At 64.4% G+C, this 13,889-nt stretch carries 13 protein-coding genes; 4 read left to right on the top strand and 9 right to left on the bottom strand.

All coding sequences use genetic code 11. From position 1 onward, the window contains the following. Positions 1-27: 27 nt before the first annotated feature. The gene (locus ABZN20_RS07520) at positions 28-999 is read right to left on the bottom strand and encodes an alpha-E domain-containing protein (RefSeq protein WP_218807315.1); all 972 of its coding nucleotides are present in this window, start codon (positions 997-999) and stop codon (positions 28-30) included. A gap of 1 nt (position 1,000) precedes the next feature. Beyond that, on the bottom strand, positions 1,001-2,449 hold the full coding sequence (locus ABZN20_RS07515; protein ID WP_367027247.1) for a circularly permuted type 2 ATP-grasp protein: 1,449 nt from the start codon (positions 2,447-2,449) through the stop codon (positions 1,001-1,003). A 325-nt stretch (positions 2,450-2,774) separates the two neighbouring features. Here ABZN20_RS07515 and ABZN20_RS07510 point away from each other — a divergent pair, with 325 nt between their 5' ends. Beyond that, the gene (locus ABZN20_RS07510) at positions 2,775-3,506 is read left to right on the top strand and encodes a proteasome-type protease (RefSeq protein ID WP_218807313.1); all 732 of its coding nucleotides are present in this window, start codon (positions 2,775-2,777) and stop codon (positions 3,504-3,506) included. Positions 3,507-3,521: 15 nt separating this feature from the next. Here ABZN20_RS07510 and ABZN20_RS07505 read toward each other — a convergent pair whose 3' ends face one another. Next, the gene (locus tag ABZN20_RS07505; protein ID WP_367027246.1) at positions 3,522-3,917 is read right to left on the bottom strand and encodes a hypothetical protein; all 396 of its coding nucleotides are present in this window, start codon (positions 3,915-3,917) and stop codon (positions 3,522-3,524) included. 138 nt (positions 3,918-4,055) lie between these two features. On the opposite strand from ABZN20_RS07505, the gene ABZN20_RS07500 reads away from it, so the two are divergent. Continuing rightward, positions 4,056-5,258, top strand: coding sequence for an aminotransferase class I/II-fold pyridoxal phosphate-dependent enzyme (locus ABZN20_RS07500; RefSeq protein WP_367027245.1), 1,203 nt, complete (start codon positions 4,056-4,058; stop codon positions 5,256-5,258). A 10-nt stretch (positions 5,259-5,268) separates the two neighbouring features. On the opposite strand, the gene ABZN20_RS07495 is transcribed toward ABZN20_RS07500, so the two are convergent. Genes ABZN20_RS07495 through speA form a run of 6 tightly spaced genes read right to left on the bottom strand, consistent with a single transcriptional unit; the run spans position 5,269 to position 12,334 of the window. Then, a complete protein-coding gene (locus ABZN20_RS07495) occupies positions 5,269-6,018 on the bottom strand; it encodes a lysophospholipid acyltransferase family protein (RefSeq protein WP_218807310.1) in 750 nt (249 codons plus the stop codon). After that, positions 5,981-6,520: a D-glycero-beta-D-manno-heptose 1,7-bisphosphate 7-phosphatase gene (gene gmhB, locus ABZN20_RS07490; RefSeq protein ID WP_218807309.1), complete on the bottom strand. Its 540-nt coding sequence runs from the start codon at positions 6,518-6,520 to the stop codon at positions 5,981-5,983. The genes ABZN20_RS07495 and gmhB overlap by 38 nt, the downstream gene beginning before the upstream one ends. 1 nt (position 6,521) lies before the next feature. After that, positions 6,522-8,603, bottom strand: a complete 2,082-nt coding sequence (glyS, locus tag ABZN20_RS07485) for a glycine--tRNA ligase subunit beta (protein ID WP_367027244.1) — start codon at positions 8,601-8,603, stop codon at positions 6,522-6,524. Next, positions 8,596-9,531 (bottom strand): glycine--tRNA ligase subunit alpha, encoded by a 936-nt coding sequence (glyQ, locus tag ABZN20_RS07480; protein WP_255556525.1) that lies wholly within the window; start codon positions 9,529-9,531, stop codon positions 8,596-8,598. Before glyQ ends, glyS begins: the two co-directional genes overlap by 8 nt. Before the next feature lie 53 nt (positions 9,532-9,584). Beyond that, on the bottom strand, positions 9,585-10,454 hold the full coding sequence (locus ABZN20_RS07475) for an NAD(P)-dependent oxidoreductase (protein ID WP_367027243.1): 870 nt from the start codon (positions 10,452-10,454) through the stop codon (positions 9,585-9,587). 2 nt (positions 10,455-10,456) lie between these two features. Further along, complete coding sequence (gene speA / locus ABZN20_RS07470) at positions 10,457-12,334, bottom strand: biosynthetic arginine decarboxylase (RefSeq protein WP_218807306.1); 1,878 nt, start codon at positions 12,332-12,334, stop codon at positions 10,457-10,459. 68 nt (positions 12,335-12,402) lie between these two features. On the opposite strand from speA, the gene speE reads away from it, so the two are divergent. Both speE and ABZN20_RS07460 read left to right on the top strand, forming a co-directional pair. Beyond that, positions 12,403-13,260, top strand: a complete 858-nt coding sequence (speE, locus tag ABZN20_RS07465; RefSeq protein ID WP_367027242.1) for a polyamine aminopropyltransferase — start codon at positions 12,403-12,405, stop codon at positions 13,258-13,260. Positions 13,261-13,316: 56 nt separating this feature from the next. After that, positions 13,317-13,889, top strand: coding sequence for a MarR family winged helix-turn-helix transcriptional regulator (locus tag ABZN20_RS07460; RefSeq protein WP_218807304.1), 573 nt, complete (start codon positions 13,317-13,319; stop codon positions 13,887-13,889).

Genomic DNA, 13,889 nt, shown 5'->3' with positions numbered 1-13,889 from the left:
GCGGGCTTTTTTTGTGGCCGGCGTCCGCTACGCGCCGCAACAGGCGCGCTGGACCTGTTGCGACGACAGCTTGTCTACGTCGAAGTAGCAGCCGGACAAGGCATCGTGGATTTCGCCCAGCTTGATCTGCAGGTCGTCGATGAAACGGTGCAGCTCGGCGTGCCGGCGGGATTCCTCATCCTGCAACAGGCCGATGGCTTCGGTAAGTTTGTCGCGGACGCAGCCGCCTTGCGGTAGATGGTCGAGTGCATCCTCCATGTCGCGGAGGCAGTAATGGCAGGAACGGGGAAACAGGGTGTCTTCCATGAGGAACTTCACCACCGAGCCGCGTCCGACCGCGGTCTGGCAGTGGCGCCGGTACATGTGGTAGGCCGTCATCGACTTCAGCACGCTCATCCACAGCAGGTTTTCAAAGGGCCTCAGGCTTTCCTTGGCATCGGGCGAGAGATCGCCCCAGCGGACGTCGAGAATACGGGTGGTCATGTCGGTGCGCTCCAGGTCGCAGCCGAGCCGGACGAATTCATAGGCCTCGTCGTGGCTCATGGTGCCGGCAATCAACCCGGCGATACCTTGTACGCTGAGGATGATGTCGTCGAGATAGGCGAAGCGGCATTTCGGCGATTCGCTATCCGGTACGCGTGCCGTGGCCTTGAGATAGAGTTCGTTGATCTGCTCCCAGCCTTCACGCTGGAGGATGTCCCGGATGCTGCGGGCATTCTCGCGGGCGGCGCGCAGTGAGCTGATGATCGAGCCGGGGTTGCGGGCGTCCGAAATCAGGAAACGGGTGATCTGGCTTTCGGCCGGAACCGGATAGAGCGCCTTGAACAAGGTTTCGCTGTCGGTGATGGTAAGCAGCGAATTCCAGCTCGGCCGGATGTCCTTCGGGAGATCCAGCATCATGTTGGCGTTGGCGTTGATCATGCGGGCGGTGTTTTCCGCCCGCTCCAGATAGCGCGACATCCAGTAGAGGCTTTCCGCGACTCGTGACAGCATCGCCATATCAGGCTCCTTTTCCGTCGATGATCCAGGTGTCCTTGCTGCCGCCGCCCTGGGAGGAGTTCACCACGGTCGAGCCTTTCTTGAGGGCGACCCGCGTCAGCCCGCCGTTGGTCACGTAGGTATCCCGGCCGCTCAGGATGAAGGGGCGCAGGTCGAGATGGCGCGGTTCGGCCCGATGGTCGACCAGGGTAGGGGCGGTGGAGAGGGTGAGCATGGGCTGCGCCATGTAGTTGCGGGGATCGCGGCGGATGCGTTCGGCGAACTCCGTGCGCTCCTCCGGGCTGGCCTTGGGGCCGATCAGCATGCCATAGCCGCCCGATTCGTTGGCCGGCTTGACCACCAGACGGTCGAGGTGCTCCAGCACGTAGCGGCATTCCTCCGGATCGACGCAGCGGTACGAGGGCACATTGGGCAGGATGGGCTCCTCGTTCAGGTAATAACGGATGATGTCGGGAACATAGGTGTAGACCACCTTGTCGTCCGCCACACCCGCGCCCGGTGCGTTGGCCAGCGCGACATTGCCTTGCTTCCAGGCCCGCATCAGGCCCGGCACGCCGAGCACCGATTCCGGGTTGAAAGCTTCAGGGTCCAGGAACAGGTCATCGATACGTCTATACACCACGTCGACCCGGTGCAGGCCTTCGATGGTGCGCATATAGACGCAGTCGTCGTCGCCGACCACGAGGTCGCGTCCTTCCACCAGTTCGGCGCCCATCTGCTGGGCAAGATAGGCGTGCTCGAAATAGGCCGAGTTGTAGACGCCCGGCGTCAGCACCACGATCTGCGGATTGGCGACGGGTGCCAGCGATGCCAGGCACTGGCGGAGCTGTGACGGGTAGTCGTCGACCGGGGCAATGGCATAGGATTCGAACAGCTCGGGCAGCACCCGCTTCATCACCAGGCGGTTCTCCAGCATGTAGGAGACGCCGGAGGGCACCCGCAGATTGTCTTCCAGCACATAGAACCGACCATCCCTGTCCTTGACCAGGTCGGTGCCGCAGATATGGGCCCAGACGCCGAGCGGCGGGTCGATGCCCACGCACTCGGGGCGGAAATTCCTGGAATCGGCCAGCAATTCGAGGGGGAACACGCCGTCCCGCACGACGTTCTGGCCATGGTAGACGTCGTCGATGAACAGGTTGAGCGCGCGGGTGCGCTGTTTCAGTCCCCGTTCGACGGTTCGCCATTCGGCGGCGCGGATGAGCCGGGGAATAATGTCGAACGGCCAGGCGCGGTCGATGGAGCCTTCGTTCTCGCAGTACACCGTGAAGGTGATGCCCATGCTCAGGATTTCGGCCTCGGCTGCGGCCTTGCGTTCCTGGATGTCCGTTTCGGAGAAACTGTCGAGATGGTCGAACAGCGCGCGGGCATGGGGCCGGGCGGCGCCGTCATCGTCGATCAACTCATCGAAACATTCCGGGTTGGGGTAGTCTTGCAGGGCTAAGCTCATGATCGTGCTTCGATCCTTGGAGGCGAAAGTATTATGAACGCGGATTGTCCGTCGCGATGCCGGAGGCTCGTGTCCTTCAAAAGGATGCTAGCGATTTCCGGGCCATCCGAAGTACCGTGCCGTCTTTTCCGTGTTTTCCGGAGCCGGACTTTCGGCGGCGTGGGTTCTGGAGCTGGTTTGGGGCAGGCCGGGAACGCAACGCGCCCATTCGGTGCAGGCGCGGAAGCCGGTCGGCTCTTGCGGGACGGCTGCGGCTTGAGATCGAAGGCCGTTTCGAGCTAGAGTCCTGCGGCCCAACCGCGCAGATCACACGTAAGGAAACCCGATGACTTACTGCCTTGCCATCAAGGTCGACGAAGGGCTGGTATTCGCCTCCGATTCCCGTACCCACGCCGGCGTCGATTACGCCAGCGTCTACAGCAAGATGTACCGCTTCGACTTGCACAGCGACCGCATGATGGTCATCCTGGCCGCCGGCAATCTGGCGACGACGCAGGCGCTGATCAATCTCATACGACGCGATCTGGAAAATCCGGGAGCGCTCTACAATCTGAATACGGCGGCCTATTTATACGACGCCGCGTCCTACATAGGCGGAACCAGCGTGCGGGTTCAGGAGCAACACGCCAGCGCGATGCAACGCTGCGGCATTTCCGGCGAGGCCAGTTTCATCCTGGGTGGCCAGATCCAGGGGCAGGCGCCGGAAATCTATCTCATCTATCCTCAGGGCAACTACATCACGGCCTCGCCCGACAATCCCTATCTGCAGGTCGGCGAGACCAAGTACGGCAAGCCGATTCTCGACCGGATGATTGCCCCGGCCACGACGCTCGAAGACGCGGCGCGCTGCGCCCTGGTCTCCATCGATTCGACCATGCGCAGCAACATCTCGGTCGGTCCGCCGGTGGAGGTTGCCATCTACCGGCGGGATTCCTTCGCCATTGGCCATTATCTCCACTTGGATTATTCCAGCCCCCTCTACGCTTCGATCCAGAAACAATGGGCGGAAGGCATACGCAACGCGTTCACCCTGCTGCCGCGGTTCGAGTGGGAATAAATCGGGTTTGCCGGCTCAGAACAGGAGCAGGAGCGCCAGCAGGCCGATAACCGAGCCGATCAGGATGATTTTCAGCCTATTGCGAAGATACCAGGCTTTGGCTTGGTCGACCGTTTCGTACCAGTAATCCTCGATCCGCCGAATGCGCTCCTCCCACCCTCGGGCGATCTTGCCGGCCGCCACGCTTCCCAGCCAGACGAGGGCGCCGACCGCGAGCCAGGCCGTCAGGACCTGGGCGCCGCGCGGCGTGAGGCCGAGCACGGCTTCGAACACGGTGTCCAGCAGCATCTCCAGGGCTTCGAGAAGCAGCTCGGCAGTATGCGAAAGGATTTCCACGACGAGTTCACCTTCTATGGCGATGACGAGCAGAACCACGAAAGTGACGAAGAGATAAAATTTGCCCGCGCGCATGAGTCCGAACTTATGCCGTCTGGTTGGTGGATGGGTGAAAAGTCGGCCGACCGCTCCGTGCCGAAACGAGCAGATCTACAACGCCCGGATTTTAACCGTAAAATGGAATTTTTTCCGTCCAGGTTTACGGGGGGTTCGATGAACCGGCGACCGCATGAGGCTGGTCAGGCAACAAGGGGGGCGGGACATGGCGGCTGTCTTGCCGACGCCATCCGGCCGTTCCACGTCATGGAGATCCTGGCGCGCGCCAGGCAGTTGGAGGCGTCCGGGCGTTCCATCGTCCACCTCGAGATCGGCGAGCCGGATTTCCCGACGCCCGAGGCGGTGAACGCGGCGGCGGTCCGCTTCCTGGCCGGCGGACAGGTACGCTATACCCCCGCCGCCGGATTGCCCGAACTTCGGGAACGCATTGCGGGATACTACGCCGAACGCTACGGTGTGGCGGTCGCGCCGCAGCGGATATTCCTCACCCCCGGCGCGTCGGGCGCGTTTTCCCTGGCGCTGGCCGTTGCCTTGTCACCCGGCCGGCGGGTCATGCTGGCCGATCCCGGCTATCCCTGTTATTCCAATTTCGTGCGGCTGTATTCGGGGGATCCGCACGCCGTGCCGGTGGGGCCGGAGCAGGAGTTCCACCTGAATGCCGCCTCGTGTCGGGCGCATCGCGGTGGAGACGTACCGGTGGCGATCAGCGCCTCACCCTCCAACCCGACCGGTACGGTCATGCGTGCCGCGGTATTGCGGGAACTGGTGGAATGGTTCGAAGCCGAGCAGGGCATCCTGATTTCGGACGAGATTTACCACGGGCTGGAATACGGTGGACGCTCGGCCAGCGCGCTGGAGTTCGGCGAGCATGCGTTCATCGTCAACAGCTTTTCGAAATATTTCGGCATGACCGGCTGGCGCCTGGGTTGGGTCGTCGTGCCGGAGGCTTACGCGGCTGCCGTGGAGCGGGTGGCCCAAAACATCTTCATTTCGGCGCCCACGATATCGCAGTACGCGGCGCTGGCGGCATTCTCGGAAGAGTGCCTCGCCGAATTGGAACGCCGCCGGCGGGCTTTCGAAGCGCGCCGTGATTTCCTTTGGGGGGAGCTGGTGAAGCTGGGGTTCGGGGTGCCCGTTCAGCCGTCCGGCGCATTCTACATCTATGCCGACTGCTCGCCGTTTACCGAGGACAGCGCGGAGTTCGCCTCGTCCCTCCTGGAGCGGGCCGGCGTTGCGGTGACGCCGGGCAAGGACTTCGGCGCCCAGGCACCGGAGCGTTATCTGCGTTTCGCCTACACGGCCGACGTTCCCGTGCTGCGGGAGGCTGTCGAGCGGATTCGCCGTTTCGTCGCCGGCTGAAAGGCCGGTATCAGTGTGCCCGGCTGATCTCCTGCATCTGAGCTTCGATCCAGCGCTCGGCTCGGGCGGTGATTTCCGCCGCGTCGAACTTGGCGGCGTCGATCGGCGGTCCGATGCGTACCTGGATGGTGCCGGGGTACTTCAGGAAGGCGCGGCGGCTCCAGTATTCGCCGGCGTTGTGCGCCACCGGCACCACCGGGCAGCCGGCGCGGTGGGCCAGCATGGCGCCGCTGGCGCCGTAGTGCCCCTTCTTGCCGGGGGCGACGCGGGTGCCTTCCGGGAACACGACCACCCACAGCCCCTCCTTCAGCCGCTTCACCCCGTCGTTCAGCACCTGCTTGAGCGCCGCCGTTTTGTGCGCGCGGTTGATGGCGATGGGCTCGAGCGTCGCCATCGCCCAGCCCCAGATCGGCAGCCTCAGCAGCTCCTGTTTGAGGATGAAGACCAGGGGCGGGAAGATCACCTGCAGGGCGATGGTCTCCCAGGCCGACTGGTGCTTGCAGAGGATGACGCCGGGCTGGACCGGTATGTTTTCCCGTCCCTGGACCTGGAAGTCCAGCCGGCACACGGTCTTCAGCATCCAGAGATTGAACCGGACCCAGCGGTTGGCCAGGGCCCAGCGCACGCCGAACGAGAAGGGACGGGCGGCGATCATGCACGGGCTGATCACGAAGGTGGACAAGGTCATGCCGGCGAAGAACACCGCCGAACGCAGGATGATCTCAAGCTTGGCTGAAAACGATGTGTTGTGCGGCTGCATACAGGTCGGGGAAGGTGGGGACGTCGAGTTCGGGATTCCGCTCCAGCGTGCGCGTGCCCTTGCCGGTTTCGACCAGCATCGGTGTCGCGCCCGCCGCCGCCGCCGCTTCGATGTCGCGCAGCGAGTCGCCGACGGCCGGCACGCCGGCGAGTTCCACGCCGTATTTTTCGGCGAAGGCGCGGAACAGACCGGGCCTGGGTTTGCGGCAGGCGCACATGTCTTCGGGACCGTGCGGGCACAGGAATACGTCGAAGATTTCGCCGCCGGCTTCCCGGACCGCCGTCCGCATCTTGTCGTGGATCGCTTCCAGCATGGCGGGGCTGAACAATCGGCGGGCGATGCCGGACTGATTGGTCAGCACCACCACCCGGAAGCCATGGCGGGTCAAGAGGGCGATGGCGTCGAGGCTGCCGGGAATCGGGCGCCATTCCTCCGGCGACTTGATGTAGTCGTCGGCGTCTTCGTTGATGACGCCGTCCCGGTCCAGGATCACATAGCGCATGTCACTGGGCCGGTTGCAGCGCGGAGATGTCGGCGATGTTCAGGAACAGCCCTTCGACCAGGGCGAGCAGGCCGAGCCGGTTGAGGCGCAGGGATTCGTCCTCGGTCATCACCATCACCTTGTCGAAGAAGGTGTCGACGCTGTCGCGCAGCTGCGCCAGCCGGCACAGCGCCGTGGTGTAGTCGCGGGCGTGCAGCAGCGGCAGGATGTCGGCATGGGCCTGCCGGGCCGCTGCCAGCAGCGCTTTCTCCGAGGGTTCGACCAGGATTTGCTCGTCGGCATTGGCGGCGACGGTTTCGCCGGACTTGCGCAGGATGTTGCGGATGCGCTTGTTGGCCGCCGCGAGGCTCTCGGCGGCGGTGAGACCGCGGAATTCGCGTACCGCGGCGAGCCGGCCCAGGAAATCCACCAGACTGGTCGGCCGTATCGCCAGGACGGCCTCGAACTCGTCGTGGCGGTAGCCCTGCTCGAGGCAGTAGCCGCGCAGGCGCTCGTAGAGGAAGTCCAGCAGCGCCGAGCCGGTCGCTTCCGGATCGAAGCCGTGGGGGAGCAGTTTCAAGGCCTTTTCCAGCAGGACTTCGATATCCAGGTCGAGACGTTTCTCGATCAGGATGCGGATGACGCCCAGCGCGGCACGGCGCAGGGCGTAAGGATCGCGGTCGCCGCTGGGGACCAGGCCGATGCTGAAGATGCCGGCCAGGGCGTCGATCTTTTCCGCCAGCGCCAGGATCTCGCCGGTGCGCGAAGCGGGCAGAGGTCCCCCGGAAACTTTAGGCAGGTACTGTTCCTCGATGGCGAGCGCGACTTCCTCGGGCTCGCCCTCGGCCAGGGCGTAATAGCGGCCCATCAAGCCCTGCAGTTCGGTGAACTCGCCGACCATGTGGGTCAGGAGGTCGGCCTTCGCCAGCAGGGCGGCGCGTTCGGCGAAGCTGGGGTCCACGTTCAGGGATTCGGCGATGAACGCCGCCAGTTGCCGGACCCGCCGGGTCTTGTCGAGTACGGAGCCGAGCTTGTTCTGGAAGGTGACCTGGCCCAGTTCTTCCACTCGCTCTTCCAGGGTGCGCTTGCGGTCCTGGTTCCAGAAGAATTCGGCATCCGCCAGCCGCGGCCGGACCACGCGTTCGTTGCCTTCGCGCACGACTTCGGGCCGGCGGCTGTCGACGTTGCTGAAGGTGATGAAATGGGGCAGCAGCTTGCCGTCCGCATCGACCACCGGGAAGTATTTCTGGTTGTCCTGCATGGTGGTGATCAGGACTTCCGGCGGAAGGGCCAGATAGCGCGCCTCGAAGCCGCCCAGCACCGGCACCGGCCACTCGACCAGGGCGGTGATTTCGTCCAACAGGTCCGGGTCGATCAGCGGCTTGCCGTTCACCGTCGCGGCGGCTTCCACGGCGAGTTGTTCGATGCGGGTGCGGCGTTCGGCGAAGTCCGGCAGCACGTGGCCCTGCGCAGTCAGCAGGCCGGCGTATTCGCCAGGGTTCGTGATCTCGATCGGATCGGGCGCATGGCAGCGGTGGCCGCGGGTGGTCCGGCCGGCGGCGACGCCGAGGATTTCGCACTCGATCACGCCATCGCCGTATATCACCACCACCCAGTGCACCGGGCGGACGAATTCGGCCAAGCCTGCACCCCAGCGCATGCGCTTGGCGATCGGCAGGGCGGTCAGGCTTTGGCGGATGATGTCAGGGATCAGCGCTTCGGTGGGTTTGCCGCGAACCTCCTGTATCAGGCCGACCCATTCGCCCTTGTCGGTCTTCAGCGTGATGAGCTGATCGGTCGTGACGCCGCAGCTCTTGGCGAAGCCCTCGGTGGCCTTGGTCGGTGCGCCATTGGCATCGTAGGCGGCGTTCAGCGCCGGGCCGCGCCGCTCGACGGTCTGGTCAGGTTGGGCGGCGGCGAGGCCTTGGACCAGCAGGGCGAGGCGGCGTGGCGTGGCGTAGGCTTCGATGGAAGCATAGGACAGGCCGGCTTTTTCCAGCCCGGCGTCCATGTTGTCGCGCAACGACTCACTTAGTTTGAGCAGCGACTTCGGCGGCAGCTCCTCGGTGCCCAGCTCGAACAGCAGGTCGCGGGTCTCAGCCATGAGCGTGCTCCTCCTTGGCGTCGAGCATCGGAAACCCCAAGGCTTCCCGGCGCTGGTAATAGGCTTCGGCCACGGCCTTGGCGAGTTCGCGCACCCGCAGGATGAAGCGTTGGCGCTCGGTGACCGAGATGGCTCGGCGGGCGTCGAGCAGGTTGAAGGCGTGCGAGGCCTTCAGCACCATCTCGTAGGCGGGGAGGGGCAGCCCCAGCGCGATGAGCTGGCGGCACTCGCGCTCGTAGGTGTCGAAGGCGCTAAAGAGGAATTCGGTGTTGGCGTGCTCGAAATTGAAGGCGGACATCTCGACTTCGTTTTGGTGGAACACGTCGCCGTAGCGGACGATGCCTTGCGGCCCCCGCGTCCAGACCAGGTCGTAGACGTTCTCCACGCCCTGCACGTACATGGCGATGCGCTCCAGGCCGTAGGTGATCTCGCCGCTGACCGGCCGGCAGTCGAGGCCGCCGACCTGCTGGAAATAGGTGAACTGGGTCACTTCCATGCCGTTCAGCCAGACCTCCCAGCCCAGCCCCCAGGCGCCGAGCGTGGGCGATTCCCAGTTGTCCTCGACGAAGCGGACGTCGTGTTCGAGCAGGTCGAAGCCCAGCAGGCGCAGCGAACCGAGGTAGAGCTCCTGGATGTCGGGCGGCGAAGGTTTCAGCACCACCTGGAACTGATAGTAATGCTGCAGCCGGTTGGGGTTGTCGCCATAGCGGCCGTCGGTGGGGCGGCGAGAAGGCTGAACGTAGGCGGTGTTCCACGGTTCCGGGCCGATGGCGCGGAGGAAGGTCGCGGGATGGAAGGTTCCGGCGCCGACCTCCAGATCCAGCGGCTGGAGGATCACGCAGCCTTGTTCGGCCCAATAGCGTTGAAGGGTCAGGATCAAATCCTGGAAGCTCAAGGTTTCGGCGGCGGGGGAGTTCGATGTAGGCACAAGCGGTCCGGCAGGTTTTCGTGCGGGCGGGAATTATATCTGAAAGTATAGGGTCAGCCCTTGAGGGGCGCGGTCGATTTCAGCCGGAACAGGCCGGAGATGTCGTCCTCGCCGTGGCCCCGGGCCATGAGTTCGGCATAGTCGTCGCGGGTCCGGGCGCTCAGCGGCAGGGAGATTCCCAATCTTTCCGCCATCTCCAGGCAGATGTTCAGGTCCTTGTGGTGCAGGGCCAGCTTGAATCCGGGCTGGAATACGCCGCGGACCATGGTCTTGCCGCGCTTGTCCAGGAACCAGTTGCCGGCGGCGCCGCCGGAGACTACCTCGATGACCTTGTCGAGATCCAGCCCCAGGGCTTGCCCGAAGGCCAGGGCTTCGGTGACGGCCTGATTGACGCCGGCGCACATCACCTGGTTCACCGCCTTGGTCGCCTGCCCGGCGCCGGTGTCGCCCATGTGCATGATGCTATTGCCCATTGCTTCCAGCACCGGCCGGATTTTCTCCACCGTCTCGGTCCTGCCGCCGACCATCAGCGCCAGGGTGCCGCTGCGGGCGCCTTCGACGCCGCCGCTCACCGGGGCGTCGAGGAAATCGCCGCCCGCTTGGCGGACGATCTCGGCGGCGCGGCGGGCGGTGGCTACGCCGACCGTCGAGCAGTCGACGACGACCGCGCCCGGCCGGAGCGCCGGCGCCAACGCCCCCATCACTTCCAGCACGTCGGCGTCGGCCGAGACGCAGGTCACGATCGCGTCGCAGGCCGCGGCCAGGTCGGCGAGGCCGGCGTAGGCAAGGGTGCCGGTCTCGGCGGCGAACGTCCGAGCCTTTTCCGGCGTACGGTTCCAGACGCCGGCCAGCAGGCCCGCCCTGCGCAGGTTGCGGGCCATGCCCAGCCCCATGGCGCCGAGGCCGACGAAGCCGGTCTTCATGCTCATTCCTCCAGGTAGGTGTAGTTGCTGAGCCCGGCGATCAGTTCGCTTTCGTACTGCTTGCGCTGGTGCAAGGGGATATCCGCCTCGATCAGCTTCTTGCGGTAGGAGCGCTCCAGCTCGTCCGGGTCGATGTGGACGTAGCGCAGCAGATCGTCGGCGCCGTCGCCCCGCCGGGTGTGGGTGAAGGTGTAGCCGCCCGAGCCGTCGAGTTCGACGTTCACCGAGTGGGTGTCCCCGAACAGGTTGTGCATGTCGCCCAGGATTTCCTGATAGGCGCCGACCAGGAAGAAGCCGATGAGATAGGGCTCGCCCGGCGCCGGCGCGTGCATCCGCAGGGTGTTCTCGATGCTCTGGCGGTCGATGTAGGCGTTGATCCGGCCGTCGGAATCGCAGGTCATGTCCTGGATCACCGCGCGCCGGGTGGGCTCTTCGCCGAGCCGTTGCAGCGGCATGACCGGAAAGATCTGGTCGATCGCCCAGGCATCGGGAATCGACTGGAAGACCGAGAAATTGCAGAACAGCTTGTCGGCCAGGCGTTCGTTGAGCTCGTCCAGCACGGCCCGGTGGGCCCTCAGGCGGATGTCGAGACGCCGCTGCACTTCGTGGCAGAGCGTGGCATGGAGCCTTTCGGCTTCCGCCAACTGGTCCAGGCCGATCTTGCCCTGGACGTACATGGTCCGGGCTTCGGACAGGTCGAACTCGGCGTCGTGGTAGATGCCCAGCACCGATTCGCTGTCCACCCGGCGGAGCAGGTCTTCCAAGTCTTTCAAGGGCTGGGCCACCGAGGCCGAGACCGGGCTGGCGTCATAGGTGGCCGCTTCGATGTCGACGACGTTGGTTACCAGCACGGCATGGTGCGCGCTCATCGCCCGGCCGGCTTCGGTGATCAGATCGGGCTGGGGCAGTCCCTGTTCGGTACAGAGTTCGGAGAAGGCTCGGACGATGCTGTGAGCGTATTCGTCCACGCTGTAGTTGATCGAGCAGTCGCTGACCGAGTGCGTGCCCTCGTAATCGATGCCGAGGCCGCCGCCGACGTCCACATGGTCCACCGGCGCGCCCAGCCGCCGCAGTTCCGCATAGTAGCGGCCGGCTTCGCGCAGGGCGGTCTTGACGTCGTTGATGTTGGCCACCTGCGACCCCATGTGGAAGTGCATCAGCCGGATCCAGCCGAGTCCGCCGGCATCCTCGAGCCGTTCAAGGAATTTCAGGATTTCGCCCGCATGCAGGCCGAATTTGGACTTCTCGCCGCCGCTGTTCTGCCATTTGCCGGCGCTGATGCTGGAGAGCCGTATGCGGACACCGAGCTGCGGGGCGATGCCGAGCGCTTCGGATTCGCTCAGCACCAGTTCGAGTTCGGAGAGCTTTTCCACCACGATGAAGACGCGCAGCCCCAGGCGGCTGCCGATCAGGGCCAGCCGGATGTAGGCGCGGTCCTTGTAGCCGTTGCAGACGATGGTGCCGGATTCCGCCAGGGCGAGGATGGCGAGCAGCTCCGATTTGCTGCCGGCCTCGAGGCCGACGCCGCCGGCGCGGAGGATGTTCTCGATGACGCTGCGCTGCTGGTTGACCTTGATGGGGTAGACCGGCGTGTAATTCGCCGTGTATTCGTAGGCCGCACGCGCCTTGCCGAAAGCCGACGTCAAGAGGCGTACCCGGTCGTGCAGGATATGGGGAAAGCGCATCAGCACGGGCAGGGACAGTCCCTCGGCACGGACGCCGCGGGCGATGGCCGCGATACTCACGCCTCCCTCGACGTTCCCCCGCAGCGGGCAGACGACGACGTCGCCCTCGGGCGCGATGTTGAAATACCCATCGCTCCAGTGCTCGATAGCGTAAGTGTCGCGCGCTTCGCTCAGCGTCCAGTTCACCGTTGTCATGGGGCCGTCTTTCAAAAACTTCCGATTATGGGGAAAATGCAACATTTTTTCCACGCAGGAGGACTTCCATGCGCGACACACAGGACTGGTTCACCGAATCCTATCCACAGCACGGCAGTGCGCTCTCCCTGAAAATCAAGGCGAAGCTGCACGAGGAGCAGACGCCGTTCCAGCGCATCGAGATCTACGACACCGAATGGTTCGGGAAGCTCATGGTGATCGACGGCTGCACCATGGTGAGCGACCGCGACAACTTCCTCTATCATGAGATGATGACGCATCCCGTGCTGTATACCCACCCCGCGCCGAAGACCGTGTGGATCATCGGCGGCGGAGACTGCGGCAGCCTGCGGGAGGTGTTGAAGCACCCGGAGGTCGAGAAGGCGGTGCAGATCGACATCGACGAGCGGGTGACGCGGCTGGCGGAACGGTATTTCCCCACACTGTGCGAATCCAACGGCGATCCCCGGGCGGAGTTGCTGTTCATCGACGGCATCCAGTGGGTAAAGGATGCGCCGGAGGCATGCGTCGACGTCATCATCGTCGACAGCACCGACCCCGTCGGTCCGGCGGAAGGGCTGTTCAACGAGGCGTTTTTCCGCGAATGCCACCGCTGCCTGCGCGCCGACGGCATTCTGGTGCAGCAGAGCGAATCGCCGCTGTTCCACCTGCCGCTCATCACCTCGATGCACCGGATCATGCGGCAGGCGGGTTTTGCCCAGACGCGCACGCTGTTCTTCCCGCAATTCATCTATCCCTCGGGCTGGTGGAGCGCCACCATGGCGGGCAAAGGGGACTTGAGCCGGTTCCGCGCGGATGCCGCGGCGGCGAAGCTGTTCCCGACGCAGTATTACAACGTGGACATCCACCGGGCCGCGTTCGCCGTGCCGGAATTCTTTCGCGAGGCCTTGCGGGATCTTGGGTGAGCGCATGACAGTCGGCGATTTGTCAAGATACGATCGGTCCGATACTATTTGTCACCATGGAAGCTGATCGCGTATACGACTATCTGGAGCGGATTTCGAACCTGATCCGCATGGATGCGCGCCGGTCCGAAAGCTTCAAAGGGTTGCAGCCGGTGCAGCTCGAAGCCCTCCATTATCTGGCCAGTTGCAACCGTTACAGCAACACGCCGCTGGCAGTTGCCGAATATCTCGGGTTGACCAAGGGGACGGTCTCGCAGACCTTGGCCGTCCTCGAAAACAACGGCTTGATCGTCAAGGAAAGCGATGCCCGCGACCGGCGCGTGGTGCATATGCTGCTGACCGAGGCCGGCAGGCGGCTGCTGGAGGAGTCGATTCCGCCCCGTGTGCTGCGAACCGCGCTGCGCACGATCCCGAAAGACCAGCGTCGGTTGCTGGAATCGGCGCTCGCCAACGTGCTCCAGGCGATGCAGGTCGCCAATCAGCTCAAGACCTTCGGAGCCTGCAAGAGCTGCCGTCATCACATTGTCCTGGAGGACGCCAGCCGCCGATGCGGACTGACCGGCGAACAATTGTTCGAGGAGGATGCCGAGATGATCTGCCGCGAGCATCAGCTGCCCGTCGGGGACTGA

The sequence above is a fragment of the Methylococcus sp. ANG genome, from assembly GCF_040730495.1.
In the GTDB taxonomy this organism is placed as follows: Bacteria; Pseudomonadota; Gammaproteobacteria; order Methylococcales; family Methylococcaceae; genus Methylococcus.
Note: the sequence above shows the minus strand (reverse complement) of the source record. Positions and strands in the feature narration are given on the sequence as shown.